Annotated in this window: 16 protein-coding genes, 4 tRNA genes and 3 rRNA genes; 14 read left to right on the top strand and 9 right to left on the bottom strand. The window is 59.7% G+C overall.

What is annotated here, in order from left to right; genetic code table 11:
* Positions 1–13 precede the first annotated feature (13 nt).
* From CTEST_RS10995 to CTEST_RS10985, 3 genes are all read right to left on the bottom strand, one after another.
* Positions 14–688, bottom strand: coding sequence for a DUF6891 domain-containing protein (locus CTEST_RS10995; protein ID WP_047253760.1), 675 nt, complete (start codon positions 686–688; stop codon positions 14–16).
* A gap of 54 nt (positions 689–742) precedes the next feature.
* The gene (locus CTEST_RS10990; protein WP_047253759.1) at positions 743–1,120 is read right to left on the bottom strand and encodes an MmcQ/YjbR family DNA-binding protein; all 378 of its coding nucleotides are present in this window, start codon (positions 1,118–1,120) and stop codon (positions 743–745) included.
* Positions 1,121–1,188: 68 nt separating this feature from the next.
* A complete protein-coding gene (locus CTEST_RS10985; RefSeq protein ID WP_047253758.1) occupies positions 1,189–1,632 on the bottom strand; it encodes a DUF6069 family protein in 444 nt (147 codons plus the stop codon).
* 94 nt (positions 1,633–1,726) lie between these two features.
* Here CTEST_RS10985 and CTEST_RS10980 point away from each other — a divergent pair, with 94 nt between their 5' ends.
* Complete coding sequence (locus CTEST_RS10980) at positions 1,727–2,197, top strand: MarR family winged helix-turn-helix transcriptional regulator (protein ID WP_052844382.1); 471 nt, start codon at positions 1,727–1,729, stop codon at positions 2,195–2,197.
* A gap of 15 nt (positions 2,198–2,212) precedes the next feature.
* On the opposite strand, the gene CTEST_RS10975 is transcribed toward CTEST_RS10980, so the two are convergent.
* The gene (locus CTEST_RS10975) at positions 2,213–2,890 is read right to left on the bottom strand and encodes a cation transporter (RefSeq protein WP_047253757.1); all 678 of its coding nucleotides are present in this window, start codon (positions 2,888–2,890) and stop codon (positions 2,213–2,215) included.
* Between the two features lie 26 nt (positions 2,891–2,916).
* Here CTEST_RS10975 and CTEST_RS10970 point away from each other — a divergent pair, with 26 nt between their 5' ends.
* Entirely contained in the window at positions 2,917–3,249 is a 333-nt protein-coding gene (locus CTEST_RS10970; protein WP_047253756.1) for a thiol-disulfide oxidoreductase DCC family protein, read from the top strand.
* On the opposite strand, the gene CTEST_RS10965 is transcribed toward CTEST_RS10970, so the two are convergent.
* A complete protein-coding gene (locus CTEST_RS10965; RefSeq protein WP_201774811.1) occupies positions 3,250–3,585 on the bottom strand; it encodes a metal-sensitive transcriptional regulator in 336 nt (111 codons plus the stop codon).
* A gap of 93 nt (positions 3,586–3,678) precedes the next feature.
* Between CTEST_RS10965 and CTEST_RS10960 the strand changes: the two genes are divergently transcribed.
* The 5 genes from CTEST_RS10960 to CTEST_RS10940 all read left to right on the top strand — a co-directional run bounded on the left by CTEST_RS10960 (position 3,679) and on the right by CTEST_RS10940 (position 5,077).
* Positions 3,679–3,751, top strand: a tRNA-Glu gene (locus CTEST_RS10960).
* A 23-nt stretch (positions 3,752–3,774) separates the two neighbouring features.
* Positions 3,775–3,848: transfer RNA gene (locus tag CTEST_RS10955), tRNA-Asp, on the top strand.
* Between the two features lie 633 nt (positions 3,849–4,481).
* Positions 4,482–4,555, top strand: a tRNA-Asp gene (locus CTEST_RS10950).
* A gap of 29 nt (positions 4,556–4,584) precedes the next feature.
* A tRNA-Phe gene (locus tag CTEST_RS10945) sits at positions 4,585–4,657 on the top strand.
* Between the two features lie 129 nt (positions 4,658–4,786).
* On the top strand, positions 4,787–5,077 hold the full coding sequence (locus CTEST_RS10940) for a GNAT family N-acetyltransferase (protein ID WP_047253755.1): 291 nt from the start codon (positions 4,787–4,789) through the stop codon (positions 5,075–5,077).
* Between the two features lie 5 nt (positions 5,078–5,082).
* On the opposite strand, the gene epsC is transcribed toward CTEST_RS10940, so the two are convergent.
* Both epsC and cysK read right to left on the bottom strand, forming a co-directional pair.
* Positions 5,083–5,649, bottom strand: a complete 567-nt coding sequence (gene epsC, locus CTEST_RS10935) for a serine O-acetyltransferase EpsC (protein WP_047253754.1) — start codon at positions 5,647–5,649, stop codon at positions 5,083–5,085.
* An 85-nt stretch (positions 5,650–5,734) separates the two neighbouring features.
* Positions 5,735–6,667: a cysteine synthase A gene (gene cysK, locus CTEST_RS10930; protein ID WP_047253753.1), complete on the bottom strand. Its 933-nt coding sequence runs from the start codon at positions 6,665–6,667 to the stop codon at positions 5,735–5,737.
* 307 nt (positions 6,668–6,974) lie between these two features.
* On the opposite strand from cysK, the gene ramA reads away from it, so the two are divergent.
* The 7 genes from ramA to CTEST_RS10895 all read left to right on the top strand — a co-directional run bounded on the left by ramA (position 6,975) and on the right by CTEST_RS10895 (position 19,048).
* Positions 6,975–7,817 (top strand): acetate metabolism transcriptional regulator RamA, encoded by an 843-nt coding sequence (gene ramA / locus CTEST_RS10925; RefSeq protein WP_047253752.1) that lies wholly within the window; start codon positions 6,975–6,977, stop codon positions 7,815–7,817.
* A 29-nt stretch (positions 7,818–7,846) separates the two neighbouring features.
* Positions 7,847–9,100, top strand: a complete 1,254-nt coding sequence (gene murA, locus CTEST_RS10920; protein ID WP_047253751.1) for a UDP-N-acetylglucosamine 1-carboxyvinyltransferase — start codon at positions 7,847–7,849, stop codon at positions 9,098–9,100.
* A 625-nt stretch (positions 9,101–9,725) separates the two neighbouring features.
* Positions 9,726–11,255 (top strand): 16S ribosomal RNA (locus CTEST_RS10915).
* Positions 11,256–11,719: 464 nt separating this feature from the next.
* Positions 11,720–14,817: ribosomal RNA gene (locus CTEST_RS10910) — 23S ribosomal RNA — on the top strand.
* Between the two features lie 187 nt (positions 14,818–15,004).
* Positions 15,005–15,122, top strand: a 5S ribosomal RNA gene (gene rrf, locus CTEST_RS10905).
* Together the 16S, 23S and 5S rRNA genes form the textbook arrangement of a ribosomal RNA operon.
* Positions 15,123–15,589: 467 nt before the next feature.
* A complete protein-coding gene (locus CTEST_RS10900) occupies positions 15,590–16,465 on the top strand; it encodes an ABC transporter ATP-binding protein (RefSeq protein ID WP_083985588.1) in 876 nt (291 codons plus the stop codon).
* 12 nt (positions 16,466–16,477) lie between these two features.
* Complete coding sequence (locus tag CTEST_RS10895) at positions 16,478–19,048, top strand: ABC transporter permease (protein WP_047253750.1); 2,571 nt, start codon at positions 16,478–16,480, stop codon at positions 19,046–19,048.
* Here the strand turns inward: CTEST_RS10895 and CTEST_RS10890 are convergent.
* Both CTEST_RS10890 and CTEST_RS10885 read right to left on the bottom strand, forming a co-directional pair.
* Complete coding sequence (locus tag CTEST_RS10890) at positions 19,040–19,366, bottom strand: fluoride efflux transporter FluC (RefSeq protein ID WP_047253749.1); 327 nt, start codon at positions 19,364–19,366, stop codon at positions 19,040–19,042. The two genes, CTEST_RS10895 and CTEST_RS10890, sit on opposite strands and share 9 nt — an antisense overlap.
* Complete coding sequence (locus CTEST_RS10885) at positions 19,363–19,662, bottom strand: fluoride efflux transporter family protein (RefSeq protein ID WP_047254423.1); 300 nt, start codon at positions 19,660–19,662, stop codon at positions 19,363–19,365. The genes CTEST_RS10890 and CTEST_RS10885 overlap by 4 nt, the downstream gene beginning before the upstream one ends.
* Positions 19,663–19,665: the final 3 nt, after the last annotated feature.

Below are 19,665 nucleotides of genomic sequence, written 5' to 3'. Positions count from 1 at the left end.
ATCGACCTGAAGACTAGCTCCGGGGCAAGCGCGCCATGAATTGCACATCGTGGAGCACGACGGTGCGTTCCCAGTCCCCGTCCCAGCTAGCGTCGATTCCTTCAGCTTGGGCGGCGTTGACCAGCTGCGTGGAGATGAACTCGCAGCCGGCTTGGTATTCGCGAACGTCGAACTGCGGTTTGCCGAAGAAGCCCTTGCGCTTGGGTGTCACGAATGCTTCGGCGACGACACTGGCGTCGCCCGGTTGGAGTGCTAGCTCAACAGCTTGAGATTCATAGATCACGACTGCCCCGCGAAGCCCGGATGCCCGATGGGGTGCCAGGGCATCGACGGCGTCTGCTTCGCTGTTGACGGGCAATGCCCACTCGGCTGCGATGCCCTGTTCGCGAAGGCGCCTAGCGATGCGATCGAGTGGCCAGCCTTCGGCGGGCCACTGACTTTGCTGGGCAAGCCGTGCCTGCCACAGTGCCTCGGCGAGTTCGCCGAAGACTTCAGGGCCTTCGTCGGGCACTGGAATGACCCCGGCAGAGGCCAGCTCCAGCATGCTTGCCTGCAGCGACGCCGTACTGTCAGTGGGCCGGGGGACGAGCAAGTGCGGCCATAGGCCATCCAGGGTGTCAGCGTCGAAAATGGCAGATGCGGGGCGCCCGCTCGGGAGGATGATCTCGGGCCTGTCGTTCGGATTCATGTCTAAACCTTAACAGCGGTGAGCCTGCCCGGGAATGGCCTGGACAATATTTAGTTACCTGCCGAAAGTGGCCGGATCGACCGGCCACGTCGACTTGGGCAGGTTGCGTTCAATCACGAGCAAGTAGGACTCGGTGACGAGGTCTTCGACGAGTTGCGGGTCGAGATCGCCACCGGGGTGCAACGTGATCCAGTGCTTTTTGTTCATGTGATAGCCCGGCGTGATGCTCTGGTGGCTGCTGCGGAGCAGGTGGCTCACTCCTGGGTCGGATTTCAGGGTCACAAGGGGCTTGCCGTGGAGCTTCGTTTGTAGCATGAAGACCTTGTATCGGACTTTGAAGACATCCCAGTCTGGCCCGAACGGATGATCAAGATACACGCCGGGTAGTTCGAGTGCCCGTGCCGCCGCTTGTTGCTGGATCTTGTCATCCACTCGGTGCTCCTCACTTGGCTCGCGGCATGAAAGTGCCCCTAGACAATGTTCATTCTAGGGGCGGGTTGCTACTGGTTGTTGGCGGGGATGCGCAGCGTCATGGCGAGGAACCAGGCCACACCGGCGACCACGTGCATGGCGCCGAGGGACAGGGCAGTTGTCCAGTCCGGGGAGCTGGCAAGTGCGGCGATGGACAGGATGCCGAAGGCGAAGCCAGCCCAGGCGGACCAGACGCGCACCTTGGACCACTGGCGAGCGAGTAGCCAGGTAACCAGGCCTGCCAATGCTAGGGGCGCAATCGAAGCGATGACGACGGGTATCCAACCGATCGCCATGGGCTCAGGGCTGGAGGGGTTGGACATAGTCATTGCTGCGCCAGCGGCCTTGCCGATGAACAAAAGGACGAGGTTGATTGCGGCTGTGGCGGCTCCGGCGATGAGTGCGCGGGCCCAGATGGGTGGGGTTGCCTGCTCGTTGGTGAGGGTGGGGCGGGTAAGGGTTTCGGTGGTCATGAGGAGTACTCCATAGTTGAGTTGGTCAAGTAATCGACATAGTAGCACATAATTGAGAAAGTCAACTATTGAGTTGGTCGGCTATGATGAGGACATGACATCGCACGCAGAAGACTCCGTGACTACAGAGGGGCGCATGCACGAGGCATGGAGACTCTCGCAGCTAATGGTGATGCTTGCGGAGCAATCCAAGGCCGACTTCGCCGCCACCATTGCCCCCCTTGGCCTGCCAATTCATCTGGCGCGAGCCCTGGCGATCCTGGATGAGCCGGCGCCGATGAGCGACCTGGCCGAGCACCTGTGTTGCGACCGTTCCTACGTCACCTCGCTGGCTGACCAGCTCGAGGAACGGGGACTGGCCGAACGTGTTCCGGGGGCCGATAGGCGAGTGAAGCTTCTGTCCCTCACTGAGGAGGGCCGGGCTCAACGCGACCGCATCGTGGCGGCCGTATCCACGCACAGCATGATGATCACCAGGCTTGACGACGCCCAGCGTGCCGCACTCCTGCCGTTCCTTGAGCAACTCCTGGGAGAACCAGGCACCTGCACCGCTATGCAGGAGTAGGCGCAAGGGGGCTGCCTATTTGGGTGCGTCTCCAGCGCAGCAATCGGGATGCTCGCCAGTCAATGACGCCACCGGCGCGGCACAGCAGGCATCGCCTCGCCAGGCCTCCCTGCCCTCGCGGATGGCGAAGCCAGCAATGACGAGCGCCGCGAGGGGATCAGCCCAGGACCAACCGAAAAGGCTGTTGAGGAGGAGACCCACCAACAAGGCCGCCGAGAGGTAGCTGCAGATGAGAGTCTGCTTCGAATCAGCAATCGCGGATGCGGAGCCAAGCTCGCGCCCGGTGCGCCGCTCAATCCAACTGAGGAAAGGCATGACGGCCAAGCTCAGCGCGGCCAAGACGATACCCACCGTGGAATGCTCGGGCTGGCGCAGGCCGGTGAGGGACAGGAGGGCGTCGATAGTGACGTAGGCAGCCAAGCCAAAGAATGACACCGCGATCAACCGCAGGGCGGTCTTCTCACGCCTCTCAGGATCGGGGGAAGCGAACTGCCAAGCAACCGCTGCCGCGGAGAGCACTTCGACCACGGAATCCAGCCCGAAACCGATGAGAGCGGGGGAGGACGCCGCCCCGCCAGCGAGGAGCGCGACGATCGCCTCGACGACGTTCCAGCTGATCGTGATGGCCACAATGATGCGAATTCGACGACGCAACACATGCGTGCGCTCCCGGGACAGCAATGACGTGCTCATGATGGACTCACTCTACGCTGCCTAGGATGAAGCGCATGGAGTTCATCTACGACCGCGATTGTGGTTTCTGTCAACGCAGCGCCACCCAGCTGCAGAAACTCGCGCCGGGCATCACCATTCGGCCCGCGACCCTGCGCCACCACGCAATCTTTCGCCGCAACGGCCACGATTGGCTGGGGCACCACGCAATCGGGGCAGCACTCGCAAACGGAGCTGAGGGACGGGTGCTGCGGGGCGTCGGCAAGCTCCTGAATGCCAACATCCTCGACCGGCCCTTCGGAGCCATCTACCGCCTCATCGCGAGCCAACGCCACCGCCTCTCCAGTCTGGTGGGCGCGCCCGCGTGCACCATCACCTAACTAGGACTTCACCAGCTTCTGGATGGCCTTCATAGCCTCCTCAATCTTGAGATCCGCAGCCTCCCCTCCCTCCTGAGCCGCACCAGTCACACAGTGCTTAATGTGATCCTGCAGCAGGGCCAAGGCGACGTTCTCCAACGCAGAAGTGACCGCCGAAACCTGAGTAAGAATATCGATGCAGTACTGATCCTCATCGATCATCCGATGAATACCCCGAGCCTGCCCCTCGATGCGCTTGAGACGGGCGAGATACTTAGCCTTGTTTTCGTTGTAGCCGTGAACGTTGGGCTCGTGGCACGAACACGTCACGTTGTCGTCATTCAGGGTGTCGCTCATAATGACTTCACCCTAGCGTTTCCCAGGCACATGCTGCACGTTTTGTTCTTCACTACGCATCAAGTATTGTTCAAAGGCAGCCAAAATTGGCAGGCCCCCATCGTCTAGAGGCCTAGGACACCGCCCTTTCACGGCGGCGACACGGGTTCGAATCCCGTTGGGGGTGCGAGGTCTAACCTCATGTTTCAAGGCCCTGTGGCGCAGTTGGTTAGCGCGCCGCCCTGTCACGGCGGAGGTCGCGGGTTCAAGTCCCGTCAGGGTCGCAGAAGCAAGGAAGCGCCGGTTCCGGAGAAATCCAGAACCGGCGCTTTCGTCGTGCGTGGGGTGGCTTTGGGTTAAGTAGCAATATGTGTGTCCGATATGCGTCGTAGCTCCCGGTCATCGTGCTGAAACCGCCGGATAATTGCTCGGCACGACGGGCATCGATTGCTGGTTCGTCGTGATCGCGACGGCCTGATCTCGACAACTAGGTCCGTCCGGGGAATGCGACCTGGGGTTATGGGTTGGGCGCTGCGTTCGGGCCGCGATCAGGGCGTCGGGATCAGGAGTCCTTCCGACATTTAGGCCTTTTGGCGGCCGCTGGCGGGAAACGACCTGGGGTTTTGCGTTGGGTGCTGTGTTCGGGTCGCGATCAGGATGTCGGGATCAGGAGTCCTTCCGACTTTTAGGCCTTTTGGCGGCCGGTGGCGGGAAACGACCTGGGGTTTTGGGTTGGGCGCTTCGTTCGGGTCGCGATCAGGATGCCGGGATCAGGCGCGGTGGGGAGACGGGAGCCGCAACACGCCGAAAAACGATGTGAGCTGCAGATTTGTGGGAACATTCAATCTCTGTGTAAAGTGAATTCTCGTGCAACAGGGCAGCCCGCGAGGGGTGTCAAGAAGTACACAAATGAATAAGGCCCTGTGGCGCAGTTGGTTAGCGCGCCGCCCTGTCACGGCGGAGGTCGCGGGTTCAAGTCCCGTCAGGGTCGCTGAAATAGTCTCTTCGGAGTCTGTTTCCGGCCAGATAGCTCAGTCGGTAGAGCGTCCGCCTGAAAAGTGGAAGGTCGCCAGTTCGATCCTGGCTCTGGCCACAATTACCCCCTGTTCGAGGTTTCTCGGCAGGGGGTTTGTGCTTCCTGAGAATCAATGGGTGTCCAGAATCCTGATATCAGGGCATACTTGTCGTTTGAAGCTAGAAACAACGACAAGGAGTCAATGACATGTCTGAGACGCAGCACTCAGTAGAGCACAACGAAGCAAAGCATCGATACGAGATCAGGGTTGATGGCCGCGAGGCTGGCTATGCCGCCTACGTGCCCCGTCCCGGTGGCGTCCTAGACTTCAACCACACTGTTGTGGATCAGGCGTTCCGCGGCCGCGGCCTGTCCACGCCGCTGATCAAGGCAGCGCTTGACGACGTCCGCGCGGCGGGCGGCACCGTGCGTCCGTCCTGCTCGGCGGTGCAGCATTTCATCGCCAAGCATGAGGAGTATCGCGACCTCGTCGCTTAAGTGCGTTAGAGGAAGTAGTCCGGGTCGACGAGTTTGATCTTCTCGTCCTTGGCCCGGGGGCGGTTCTGGGCCGGGATGCCCGTTGCGACGTGGTCGCGGGGGACATCCTTGGTCACCACGGCGTTGGCGCCGACGGCGGAACCCGTGCCGATGGTGATGGGGCCTAAGACCTTGGCTCCGGCACCGATGGTGACGTTGTCTTCGATGGTGGGGTGGCGCTTGGTTTGCGTGAGCACCTGACCGCCGAGGGTGACGCCGTGGTAGAGCATGACTCCGTCCCCGATTTCCGTGGTTTCACCGATGACGATGCCCATGCCGTGATCGATGAAGAAGCGGCGGCCGATGGTGGCGCCGGGGTGAATTTCAATGCCGGTGAAGAAGCGGTTGAGCTGCGCGAGGATGCGGGCGGGTCCGCGGAGCGCGCGCTGCCACATCCAGTGGGCGACGCGATGAGCCCAGATGGCGTGAAGCCCGGAGTAGACGAGTGCGTTCTCTATGTCGCCGCGGGCCGCGGGGTCGTGTTCGCGGGCGTTGTCCAGATCTTCGCGGATTCTCTTCACCAGGCTGTACATGGGTACAGAGTGTAACAGCGAAACCCGCCCTATCCTGCAGGTGAAAGCTAAACCTGCGGGAGGGGCGGGCGTCGATAAGCGAATATTAGTCGCGGATGTCCTCGAAGAGGACGGTGGAGATGTAGCGCTCACCGAAGTCGGGGATGACAACGACGATGGTCTTGCCGGCGAACTCGGGGCGCGCGGCGACCTCGAGGGCGGCCTTGACGTTGGCGCCGGCGGAGATGCCGCCGAGGATGCCGTCCTTGACGGCGAGCTCGCGCGAGGTGGAGATGGCGTCCTCGTTGGAGACGGTGATGACATCATCGATGACCTTGCGGTCGAGGATCTCCGGGATGAAGTTGGCGCCGAGGCCCTGGATCTTGTGGGGGCCAGCCTTGCCAGCGGTGAGCAGCGGGGAAGCCTCGGGCTCTACGGCGAAGATGGTGACGTCCGGCTTGCGCTCCTTGAGCACCTGGCCGACGCCGGAGACGGTGCCGCCGGTGCCGACGCCAGCGACGAAGGCATCGATGTTGCCCTCGGTGTCGGCCCAGATCTCCTCGGCGGTGGTGTCGCGGTGCACCTGCAGGTTGGCCTGGTTGGCGAACTGGCGGGCCAGGATGGCGTTGTCCTCGCCTGCGGCGATCTCGTTGGCCTTGTCCACTGCACCCTGCATCCCGGCTGCTCCGGGGGTGAGGACGATCTCGGCGCCGTAAGCGCGGAGCACGACACGACGCTCGACGGACATGGTCTCCGGCATCGTGAGGATGACCTTGTAGCCGCGGGCGGCGCCGACGAGGGCGAGGGCGATGCCGGTGTTGCCGGAGGTGGCCTCGACGATGGTGCCGCCGGGCTGGAGGGAACCGTCGGCCTCGGCGGCATCAATAATTGCCTTACCAATGCGGTCCTTGACGGAGTTGGCCGGGTTGAAGGACTCAACCTTGGCCAGGACGGTGGCGCCGAGGCCCTCGGTGATGCCGTTGAGGCGGATAAGGGGCGTGTTGCCGATCGTCTCGAGAATGTTGTTGTAGATAGCCATGCGGAAGTGCTCCTTGAGTGCATTGGATTCGGTCTGTACCTAGACTGTACACCATCGAACTAGACAGCACGGTATGTAGGATTTAGACCGGACAGTTTTAGCGGGCTAGCGGGGGTGAAAGGCGTCCCGGTGCCTGCACCCCTGCCCCGTGTACCTCGAAATGTCCATTCAATGGCGCTATCTGGGGAGTGGTGATTATAAATTACCCCCGCTGCGGCGTTATAATGCCCAATTGAAGCAGAAAGTGGCCACCGCTAGGTGTACCCCGGGTACACCTAGACGGGTGTCCCCGCAGGAGGGTAACCCCATGGATGCACAGCGACTCAAAGATGATGACGAAGCGGTCCGCGCCGCACTGACGTCTCTCAAAACCGCCACCGGAATTCCGGTGACCATGTACGCCTCACTGTTGCCGGACAACCGCTTACAAATCACCCACTGGGTCGGCCTGCGCACCCCGGCGCTGCAAAACCTCATCATTGATTCCGGCACCGGTGTGGGCGGTCGCGTCGTGAGCACTCGTCGGCCCGTCGGCGTCTCCGACTACACGCGGGCCAACATCATCTCCCACGAGAATGACCGCGCCATCCAAGATGAAGGCCTGCACTCGATCGTCGCGGTTCCGGTGATAGTCAAGCGTGAGATCCGCGGCGTCCTCTACGTCGGCGTCCATTCGCCGGTGCGGCTCGGCGACAAGGTCATAGAAGAAGTCACCATGACCGCCCGCACCCTCGAGCAGGAACTGGCAGTCAACTCTGCTTTACGACGATTCGATGGCGGCAAGGTGGGCTCCTCCAAGGCAGGTCGCGTCATGAACGGCGCCGAATGGGAGCAGGTTCGCTCCACCCACTCCAAGCTGCGCATGCTGGCCAATCGCGTGGAAGATGATCTCCTTCGCCGCGAATTGGAGCAGCTCTGCGACCAGATGGTCAGCCCCGTCCGCGTTAAGCAGTCCACCAAGCTCTCCGCTCGTGAACTTGATGTTCTCTCCTGCGTGGCGCTCGGGCACACGAACGTCGAGGCCGCTGAGGAAATGGGCATCGGCGCCGAAACGGTCAAGTCCTACCTGCGCTCCGTGATGCGCAAACTCGGCGCACACACCCGCTACGAGGCAGTGAACGCCGCCCGGCGCATTGGGGCCCTGCCTTAACGCTGGCGACTCGGCTACGCTCGGGAACCGTGAAGGAACGATTTCTAGTCAGCGGAGGCGCCCGCCTGCAGGGCGCCGTGAAAGTCAGCGGCGCGAAAAATAGCGTGCTCAAACTCATGGCGGCGGCCTTGCTCGCCGAGGGCACCTCGACGTTGACAAATTGTCCAGAAATTCTCGACGTCCCACTGATGAAGGATGTCCTCGAAGGTCTCGGTTGCACCGTGTCCATCGATGCGGACGTTGTCCGCATCACCACACCTGCACACCTGACTCCCGACGCTGACTTCGATGCCGTCCGTCAGTTCCGTGCCTCCGTGTGTGTCCTCGGGCCGCTGACCGCCCGCTGCGGCCGGGCAGTGGTGGCCCTGCCGGGAGGCGACGCGATCGGCTCCCGCCCCCTCGACATGCATCAGTCCGGACTGGAAAAGCTCGGCGCCACCACACGGATCTCTCACGGCGCCGTCGTCGCCGAAGTGGAGCAGCTGCGCGGGGCGCACATCTCCCTCGACTTCCCCTCGGTGGGAGCTACCGAGAACATCTTGACGGCTGCCGTGCTCGCCGAGGGACGAACCGTCCTGGACAACGCCGCCCGCGAACCCGAAATCGTCGACCTCTGCGAGATGCTCAACTCCATGGGCGCCATCGTCGAGGGTGCGGGCACCTCCACCATCACTATCGACGGCGTGGAGAAACTGCACCCCACCGAACATGCCGTCGTGGGCGACCGGATCGTCGCAGGCACGTGGGCCTACGCCGCCGCCATGACTCAAGGCGATATCACCGTCGGTGGCATCGCCCCCCGCCACCTGCACCTCGCGCTGTCGAAGCTCAAGGTGGCTGGCGCGGACGTGGAGACCTTCGAGAACGGATTCCGGGTTCGCATGAATCGACGCCCCGATGCCGTCGACTACCAGACCCTGCCCTTCCCCGGTTTCCCCACCGACCTGCAGCCCATGGCCATCGGCATCTCCTCCATTGCCAACGGCATGAGCGTCATCACCGAGAACGTCTTCGAGTCTCGCTTCCGCTTTGTCGACGAAATGGCACGCCTCGGGGCGAACGCCACAGTCGACGGCCACCACGTTGTCCTGCACGGCATTGATCAGCTCTCCTCCACTGAGGTGTGGAGCTCCGACATCCGAGCTGGGGCTGGCCTCGTGCTGGCGGCCCTGGTAGCCGACGGCGTGACCACCGTCCACGATGTCTTCCACATCGATCGCGGATACCCGAAATTTGTCGAGCAGCTGCAGCAGCTCGGGGCGAACATTGAGCGTGCTTTCTAGCCCTCATTGAGCCTGCGATTTTTGTGGCGTGACCTGGGAAGTTGTGTTGGTCTGTGTGGGTGTGTAACTTTAATCAGGTCAGCGCGACCGACAGCGCCCCGCAGACAGACACTTGAGAAGAGAGTCTGGATTGCGTGCCGGCGAGAGGAAAACAGGCCCTGACCAAATATCTTCACTAGCTCATCTGCTCATATTGTCTACCCCCTGTGGTGGTAGGTGGTGTGTAGGGGTGTGGTGATGTTGTGTGAGAACTCAATAGTGTGCCAATGTACTTTTGTTTGTGATGATGATTGTGCTGTTGGCCAGCTGTGCCTGCCGGCGTGTTGTTGGTGGGTGTGGTTGGTGTGTGCCGGGTGGTACCTTTTTTTGGATCGGGTGCCACGGTAAATAACGCGCCATGTGCATGACTCTTGCCTGTGTGGTGGGGGTGTGTGGGTGGTGAGTGTGTCCGGTGCGTGCAGTGATGTGAATCGTTGTCGTATATTTTTTTAAGCCCACCTCTTGTTTTGCCCCGTCGGGTGTGGGGGTGGGTGTGAGCAGTTGATGATTTATTTTTGAATCGTTGGTTGTTTGTTTTTTGGTTGGGAATTTGGGCTCTGCCTTGAATTGTTTCTTCTGAAATTTTTTTATGGAGAGTTTGATCCTGGCTCAGGACGAACGCTGGCGGCGTGCTTAACACATGCAAGTCGAACGGAAAGGCCCTGCTTGCAGGGTACTCGAGTGGCGAACGGGTGAGTAACACGTGGGTGATCTGCCTCGTACTTCGGGATAAGCTTGGGAAACTGGGTCTAATACCGGATATAACCTTCCTTTAGTGTGGGGGGTGGAAAGTTTTTTCGGTACGAGATGAGCCCGCGGCCTATCAGCTTGTTGGTGGGGTAATGGCCTACCAAGGCGTCGACGGGTAGCCGGCCTGAGAGGGTGGACGGCCACATTGGGACTGAGATACGGCCCAGACTCCTACGGGAGGCAGCAGTGGGGAATATTGCACAATGGGCGCAAGCCTGATGCAGCGACGCCGCGTGGGGGATGACGGCCTTCGGGTTGTAAACCTCTTTCGCTAGGGACGAAGCCATCCTTTGGGGGTGGTGACGGTACCTGGATAAGAAGCACCGGCTAACTACGTGCCAGCAGCCGCGGTAATACGTAGGGTGCGAGCGTTGTCCGGAATTACTGGGCGTAAAGAGCTCGTAGGTGGTTTGTCGCGTCGTCTGTGAAATTCCGGGGCTTAACTCCGGGCGTGCAGGCGATACGGGCAATACTTGAGTGCTGTAGGGGAGACTGGAATTCCTGGTGTAGCGGTGAAATGCGCAGATATCAGGAGGAACACCAATGGCGAAGGCAGGTCTCTGGGCAGTAACTGACGCTGAGGAGCGAAAGCATGGGTAGCGAACAGGATTAGATACCCTGGTAGTCCATGCCGTAAACGGTGGGCGCTAGGTGTAGGGGTCTTCCACGACTTCTGTGCCGTAGCTAACGCATTAAGCGCCCCGCCTGGGGAGTACGGCCGCAAGGCTAAAACTCAAAGGAATTGACGGGGGCCCGCACAAGCGGCGGAGCATGTGGATTAATTCGATGCAACGCGAAGAACCTTACCTGGGCTTGACATATACGAGATCGCCGCAGAGATGTGGTTTCCCTTGTGGTTCGTATACAGGTGGTGCATGGTTGTCGTCAGCTCGTGTCGTGAGATGTTGGGTTAAGTCCCGCAACGAGCGCAACCCTTGTCTTATGTTGCCAGCACGTTATGGTGGGGACTCATGAGAGACTGCCGGGGTCAACTCGGAGGAAGGTGGGGATGACGTCAAATCATCATGCCCCTTATGTCCAGGGCTTCACACATGCTACAATGGTCGGTACAACGCGTTGCCAGCCCGTAAGGGTGCGCTAATCGCTGAAAGCCGGCCTCAGTTCGGATTGGGGTCTGCAACTCGACCCCATGAAGTCGGAGTCGCTAGTAATCGCAGATCAGCAACGCTGCGGTGAATACGTTCCCGGGCCTTGTACACACCGCCCGTCACGTCATGAAAGTTGGTAACACCCGAAGCCAGTGGCCCAACCCTTGTGGGGGGAGCTGTCGAAGGTGGGATCGGCGATTGGGACGAAGTCGTAACAAGGTAGCCGTACCGGAAGGTGCGGCTGGATCACCTCCTTTCTAAGGAGCTTAAGTATTTTTTTCCCGCGCACCGTTGGTGTGGGTGATGGTCACAGTTGTGGTTGTTGCTTGACATCTGGTTGTGGTGTGTGGGGTGGTGGTTGGTGGTCACGAGTGTTGACCCGCTGCCGTTTTATTAATCGGGTGGATCGCATGCCACGTGTGGTTGATGGTGTGGTTGTTGTCGCAAGCGTTGAAGGTTTTTGTGCATTGGCATGCTGTTGGGTGTCTGGGACAACATTGTTGTTTCGACTGTGATCATCCATGTTGTTTACTTCCCTTGTGCCTCTTTTGTGGGGTGGGTGGTGGATGGGTGGGTGGTGTGTTGTGTGAGAACTGTATAGTGGACGCGAGCATCTTTATTTTTTGTTGTGCTGTGAGTCTATGGGCTTATAGTGTTGTGTTTTTTATGCTCCGCATGCTGCGTGCTTGCCTTTTTGGGGTGGGTGTGTGGTGTGTGGGGTGTGTGTTTGTGTAAGGGCGCATGGTGGATGCCTTGGCATGCTGAGCCGATGAAGGACGTGTGAGTCTGCGTTAAGCCTCGGGGAGTTGACAACTAAGCGTTGATCCGAGGATGTCCGAATGGGGAAACCCGGCCATCGTTATGGGTGGTCACCTCACGATGAATTCATAGTCGTGGTGGAGGTTGACGCGGGGAAGTGAAACATCTCAGTACCCGCAGGAGAGGAAAATAAATAATGATTCCGCTAGTAGTGGCGAGCGAACGTGGATGAGGCTAAACCGTGTGTGTGTGATACCTGACAGGGGTTGCGCATGCGGTGTTGTGGGATGCATCTTGGTGGGGCTGTCACCTCATCGCGCATTATCTCAAGTTGAGCGGGAGTGGTCTGGGATGGCCTACCGGAGTGGGTGAGAGTCCCGTACGTTAATAGCTTGTGGTGTGTGTTGGTGTTTTTCCCGAGTAGCAGCGGGCTCGTGAAATCTGCTGTGAATCTGCCGGGACCACCCGGTAAGCCTAAATACTCAGTGTGACCGATAGCGGATAGTACCGTGAGGGAATGGTGAAAAGTACCCCGGGAGGGGAGTGAAATAGTACCTGAAACCATGTGCTTACAATCCGTCAGAGCACCTCTTGTGTGTGATGGCGTGCCTTTTGAAGAATGAGCCTGCGAGTCAGCGGCATGTCGCGAGGTTAACCCGTGTGGGGTAGTCGTAGCGAAAGCGAATCCTAACGAGGGTGTTGTTAGTGGCATGTCCTGGACCCGAAGCGGAGTGATCTACCCATGGCCAGTGTGAAGCAGAGGTAAGACTTTGTGGAGGCGCGAACCCACTTAGGTTGAAAACTGAGGGGATGAGTTGTGGGTAGGGGTGAAAGGCCAATCAAACTCCGTGATAGCTGGTTCTCCCCGAAATGCATTTAGGTGCAGCGTTGTGTGTTGCTTGCTGGAGGTAGAGCTACTGGTTGGTTGAGCGGGACGACAATCTTAGCAATGTCAGCCAAACTCCGAATGCCAGTTAAGTTGAGCATGGCAGTGAGACTGTGGGGGATAAGCTTCATAGTCGAGAGGGAAACAGCCCAGATCGCCGGCTAAGGCCCCTAAGCGTGTACTAAGTGGAAAAGGATGTGGGATCGCGAAGACAGCCAGGAGGTTGGCTTAGAAGCAGCCATCCTTGAAAGAGTGCGTAATAGCTCACTGGTCGAGTGGTTCTGCGCCGACAATGTAGTGGGGCTCAAGTACACCGCCGAAGCCGCGGCAACAACCCATCCTTTGGGGTGGGTGTTGGGTAGGGGAGCGTCGTGCACTGCTGTGAAGCGTTACCGTGAGGGGGCGTGGAGTGTGTGCGAGTGAGAATGCAGGCATGAGTAACGATTGATGAGTGAGAATCTCATCCGCCGGATGACTAAGGGTTCCTGGGTCAAGTTCGTCTTCCCAGGGTGAGTCGGGACCTAAGGCGAGGCCGACAGGCGTAGTCGATGGACAATCAGTTGATATTCTGGTACCCGTGTATGTGCGCCCATGTGTGAATCAGTGATACTAACCACCCGCGATCATCATCGGACTGCAGTTTTGCTGTGGTTGGTGGTGGGAGTGCGTGGGGCCTGATCTGGTAGTAGCCAAGTGATGGGGTGACGCAGTGGGGTAGCCGCGCCACTTATTGGATTGTGGTGTAAGCGTGTGGCACGAGGGGAGTGGTAAATCCGCCCCTCAATGTGTGTGAGGCGTGATGCGTAGCCCTTTGTGGGTGAATGTGGTGATCCCGTACTGTCGAGAAAAGCCTCTAGCGATGTATGTATATGGCCCGTACCCTAAACCGACACAGGTAGTCAGGTAGAGAATACTAAGGCGTTCGGGTGAACTGTGGTTAAGGAACTCGGCAAAATGCCCCCGTAACTTCGGGAGAAGGGGGGCCACTGTTGGTGATAGAACATTTCGTTTTTGAGCTGGTGGTGGTCGCAGAGAATAGAGGGAAGCGACTGTTTATTAAAAACACAGGTCCGTGCGAAAACGTTGAAGTTGAGGTATACGGACTGACGCCTGCCCGGTGCTGGAAGGTTAAGAGGACCTGTTAGATCTCCCTTGTGGGGGTCGAAGCGGAGAATTTAAGCCCCAGTAAACGGCGGTGGTAACTATAACCATCCTAAGGTAGCGAAATTCCTTGTCGGGTAAGTTCCGACCTGCACGAATGGCGTAACGACTTCCCTGCTGTCTCAACCACAGGCCCGGTGAAATTGCAGTACGAGTAAAGATGCTCGTTACGCGCGGCAGGACGAAAAGACCCCGGGACCTTCACTATAGCTTGGTATTGGTGTTCGGTTCGGTTTGTGTAGGATAGGTGGGAGACTGTGATCATGTGACGCTAGTTGTGTGTGAGTCGTTGTTGAAATACCACTCTGATCGGATTGGATACCTGAACCTTGGCCCATGATCTGGGTTGGGGACAGTGCCTGGTGGGTAGTTTAACTGGGGCGGTTGCCTCCCAAAATGTAACGGAGGCGCCCAAAGGTTCCCTCAGCCTGGTTGGTAATCAGGTGGTGAGTGTAAGTGCACAAGGGAGCTTGACTGTGAGAGTGACAACTCGAGCAGGGACGAAAGTCGGGACTAGTGATCCGGCACCTACTTGTGGAAGTGGTGTCGCTCAACGGATAAAAGGTACCCCGGGGATAACAGGCTGATCTTCCCCAAGAGTCCATATCGACGGGATGGTTTGGCACCTCGATGTCGGCTCGTCGCATCCTGGGGCTGGAGTAGGTCCCAAGGGTTGGGCTGTTCGCCCATTAAAGCGGCACGCGAGCTGGGTTTAGAACGTCGTGAGACAGTTCGGTCTCTATCCGCCGCGCGCGTAGAAACTTGTGGAAGGCTGTCCCTAGTACGAGAGGACCGGGACGGACGTACCTCTAGTGTGCCAGTTGTTCCGCCAGGGGCAGGGCTGGTTGGCTACGTACGGAAGGGATAACCGCTGAAAGCATCTAAGCGGGAAGCCTGTTTCGAGATGAGGTTTCGTGTGAGGTCCCCTGTAGATGACGGGGTTGATAGGCCAGATCTGGAAGCATTGTAAGGTGTGGAGGTGACTGGTACTAATAGACCAACAAAACACACACACATTTGACTGCTGTGGTGGTTGGTGGGTGTTTTTTACGCAACGTAACAAAAAAAATGAGATCATCTGATTGCCCTTGTTGGGGTGGTTGGTGGTTCGCGTCCATTATGCAGTGTCTGACACAGCACACTCGTGTCACAGAACGAAACACGTCCACCCTCGGTGGTGGGTGTTGTTCTGGTGGGTGTGTCGGTGGTTGATGGCAGCAGGGAAACGCCCGGTCCCTTTCCGAACCCGGAAGCTAAGCCTGGTTGCGCTGATGGTACTGCACCTGGGAGGGTGTGGGAGAGTAGGTTACCGCCGACACTAAAAACTTAACAATAGTGAGCTAGACCCTAGAGGGGGTTTCGTAGCGCCGAGGATATCGGAGCTACGGGACCCCCTCTTTGGCATGCCCACACCAAAACGGAGGTGGGTGGTTCTAGGTCATGGTGGGGAATAGGCGCGTGTGAGCAGTGAAGCTACGCAGCTCGGCGTTCGGGCGGGCGAAAGAACCCTTCCCTGGCCGTGGTATCACGCCAACAGAGGGCGAGCGGCCAATAGCCCCGTCGTGCGGTTTGGGGGACAACTACCACCTGGCCGTCGAGCCCCTCGGAGTCGGCTCAACGTGACATCGAGGCGCCGAGAAGGAAAGATGGGGGAGTTCCCTGATGTGGCTCTTTGGCGTCCTCCAGTAGATTTGATGGAGTGTTGAATCCCGTCTGGGCTAGATTCACGCGCGAGAACAATATGCACATGTGTATGACCTATTGCTTTGAGGAGCAGAACTCACGATGACTGATCAGAACACCCCGGAGCAGGAGATCCCCCAGGAGGTGGGCTCCGAGACAAGCGAGGCACGCGAGACGAGCGATACCAGCGACACCAGCAACGCCCCCCGTCACTACAAGGACGAGCTTCCCAACGATGGAGAGTGCGAAGTCCCTCCGGCTGCGGCCCGTGCGGTGGGCCTGTTTAAGCAGTACGGCAAGGACGAGACCAGTGTGACTGCGTTGGATCACGTGGACGTGTCGTTTGTGAAGAATCAGTTCACGGCGATCATGGGCCCGTCGGGCTCGGGTAAGTCGACGCTGATGCACTGCATGGCTGGGTTGGACTCGGCGTCGGGTGGTTCGGCGTTCATCGGTGATACGGATTTGTCTCAGCTTCGGGACAAGGAGATGACGGCGTTGCGGCGTGACCGCTTGGGCTTCATTTTCCAGTCGTTTAACTTGGTTCCGACGTTGACGGCGGCGGAGAATATTACGTTGCCGTCGGATATTGCTGGTCGTCAGGTTGATCAGGAGTGGTTCGATGAGATCACGGGTCGCCTGGGGTTGGCTGATCGGTTGACGCACCGTCCGGCGGAGTTGTCGGGTGGCCAGCAGCAGCGCGTGGCGTGTGCGCGGGCCCTGGTGTCTCGTCCGGAGATCATTTTTGGTGATGAGCCGACGGGCAACCTGGATTCGAATTCTTCGCGCGAAGTGTTGGACATTTTGCGGACGGCTGTGGATCAGGATGATCAGACGGTGGTTATCGTGACGCATGATGCGAAGGCTGCATCCTATGCAGATCGGGTGGTGTTCTTGGCGGATGGTCGTCTTGTCAAGGAGCTGCACAATCCGGCGATCGATGAGATCCTGGCCTACATGGCCGGCATCGAAAGCTAGGCGGCTGTTTTTATGGCTTCCAAGAATTCCACTATGCGCAGGGTGAGCCTGCGCAATATTGCTTCCCATAAATTGCGTCTGGCACTGACGGTGTTGGCCGTGGTGTTGGGTACGGCGTTTATTTCGGGTGCGTTTATGTTCACGAATTCGCTGTCGACGACCTTTAAAACGGCGGTCAGCAGTGCGTACGAGGGTGTGGATGCTGTTGTTCAGCCCGGCGAGGGCATGAATGGGATCTCGGCTCAGTTGCGGGACGAGATCGCGCAAGACCCGATGGTCAAGAATGCTAACGCTATTGCTAGCACCACGGTGGTGATGGCACGGGCGGATGAGACTGCTATTCAGACGGGTGGCGGTACGTCGAGTCTGTCGATCTGGTACCCGGAGAATGAGCGGGTCGGTGAGACGCTGACCATGACCGATGGTGAGCAGCCGGCGGGGGACAATGAGATCGTCCTCAGTAAGGCGAGCGCCGAGCGTTATGGGATCAACCTCGGCGATAGTTTGTTGGTGGTGGACCCGCAGGCCCGCCATGAGATGACGGTGTCGGGTTTCTATACCGCGGAGCTGGATCAGGGGACGTCTCTGCAGGCTTTCATGGCGCAGGGTGCTTACCTGGATCGCTTCACGGAGGATGGGACGGTCAACCGTGTGGTTCTTTCGGCGGCAGATGGCACGTCGGATACGGAGCTGGTGGATCATCTGACGGCCACGTACCCGGATGTCACGGTCGAGACGGGGCAGAAACTCGCAGACGATATGTCGGAGGCGATGACGAGGGCACTGTCCTTCGTGAATTACTTCCTCGTGGCCTTTGGTTTGGTGGCGCTGCTTGTTGGCACGTTCCTCATTGCTAATACGTTCTCGATGATCGTGGCGCAGCGGACTAAGGAGTTCGCGTTGCTGCGGGCGTTGGGTGCGGCGCGTCAGCAGATCACGCGTTCGGTGGTCTTCGAGGCCGGCGTTGTCGGTGTCGTGGGTTCGGCGTTGGGTGTCGTCGCTGGCATGGGTCTAGTCGCGGTGATCAAGGCGATTATGTCGTCTCGTGGCATGCCGATGCCGGATTCGGGTTTGGGCTTATCGATGTCGTCGGTGGCCGTTCCGGTCGTGCTTGGCACCATCGTCACCATCATTTCGGCGTGGATGCCTGCCCGTCGGGCGGGCTCGATCCGTCCGGTGGAGGCGATGCGGTCGACGGAGGCGTCGAGTGATCAGTCGCTCACGGCACGCACCATCGTGGGTGTAGTGCTCATCCTGCTCGGCGCTGTTGCGGCTCTGGCTGGCGTCCTCCTGGGAGATTCGTCGACGTCGACGCGCGCGATTCTCGTTGGTATTGGCGCATTCGGCGTGATCGTTGGTTTCTTCTTCGCCGGTCCGGCGTTTTCTTTGCCGATCGTGCCCACGCTGGGGCGGGTGATCGGTGTGCCGTTCGGGGCCGTCGGCAAGCTTGCGTCGACGAAATCTCGCCGCAATCCGCGGCGTACCGCGACCACTGCTTTCGCCTTGACGCTGGGTGTGGCGCTGGTGACGGCGATCGGCATGCTGGGCGACACGATGAAGACGTCGATTTCCGATGTCGTGGAGAACAACGTCACCGCCGATTACGTCCTGCAGGGCCCGACGAATGGTAGCTTCCCGGTTCCGGCGGCGGTGCCCGATGCGGTGCGCGATACCGCCGGGGTCGGCGAGGTGGTGACCATGTCCATGGCGCCGATTAAGGCCGGTGAGACGGGGTTCTCTATGGGCTTTGGCCCGCAGTTCCAGACCTTCCTGCTCGATGGCAACTTGGAGGACATGGCGCACGCGGAGATGCGCGAGGGCAACGTCAACCTCAAGGACAACCCTGGCATCATCGCCACGACGGACTTCGCGGATAGGCAGGGTTGGAAGGTCGGCGATACGCTGCAGCTCAGCTCGCCGGATATTTCTGCCAACACCGTCGAGGCGAAGGTCATCGGCATTTTCGAGCCGAACAACGTGATCTCCAACATGGCGATCTCGACTGACCTGGCGAAGGAGATTGTGCCCCAGGCGGCGATCAGCGTGCAGATGGTCGGCGTCAACGGCGACGGCTCTGTTGATGATGCGCAGCTGCGCACGAATTTGGAGGAGGCCGTCAAGGGCTTCATCGTCATGCAGGTGCTCAGCGCGCAGGAGATGGCGAGCCAGGCTGGTCAGTCCATTGATCAGATGCTCAATATCCTCTACGGGTTGCTGGCGCTCGCGGTGATCATCGCGATCCTTGGCATTGTGAATACGCTGACGTTGGGTGTGATTGAGCGTCGTCAAGAAATTGGCATGCTCCGCGCGGTGGGTTCGCAGCGCCGTCAGGTGCGCACCATGATCACCCTCGAGGCGGTGCAGATCGCCGTGTTCGGTGCGGTGATGGGCGTGCTCATCGGCCTGGGTCTGGGTTGGGCCTTCCTCAAGGTCCTCTCGGACGAGGGGCTGGATGTTATTTCCGTCCCGTACAACATGGTTGCGTGGATGCTCGGCGGTTCCGCCATCGTGGGTATTTTCGCCGCGGTGTGGCCGGCGAATCGGGCGGCGAAAACTCCGCCGCTGGATGCGATCTCAGACTAGGGATCCCAGCCATACGCCGGTGAGACCGGCACTCAGCGTCGCTGCTGCGTACATCACCATTGTGCGCCAGTGGCGCTTTGTCATGAGCTCACCCAGTTCCCGCGCGAGGGTGGACCAGGTGGACAGTGCCCCGGCGAAGCCGGTTCCCCACAGCAGGGCGTGGGCATCGTGCTTGGCGACGACCGCGCCTACCACCACGCAGGCGAGCACGTTCGCCGTCCAGGTCCCGGCGAGCCCGCCGGGCCACCGAGACAACACCCAGCGCCCAAGTCCCCCGAGGAAGCCGCCGACGGCGACGAGTGCCACCGCGGTGCTCATAGCAGGTCCCCGAGCAGCCACGCGCCGACGCACCCGATCAAGGTGAGCGCGGCGTAGGCCGCGCCGACGGTGAGGGAGGGGGCGAGGGTGAGTGACGCGAACGTCGAAAAGCTGGTGAAACCGCCCAACACCCCGGTGCCCCAGAAGGGCCCCGGGCGGAGGCGACCCATGAGAAAGGAGCCGAGGAGATTGACCGCGAGTAGCGGCCACATCCCGGCTCCAAGGATTCCCTGGGCAGCGAAGCGGAGGAGGGCGCCGAGGGCGGCGCCGATTCCCACGGCGAGCGGTTCAGGGATCAC

Origin of the sequence: Corynebacterium testudinoris, from assembly GCF_001021045.1 — a bacterium.
Classification (GTDB): domain Bacteria; phylum Actinomycetota; class Actinomycetes; order Mycobacteriales; family Mycobacteriaceae; genus Corynebacterium; species Corynebacterium testudinoris.
Note: the sequence above shows the minus strand (reverse complement) of the source record. Positions and strands in the feature narration are given on the sequence as shown.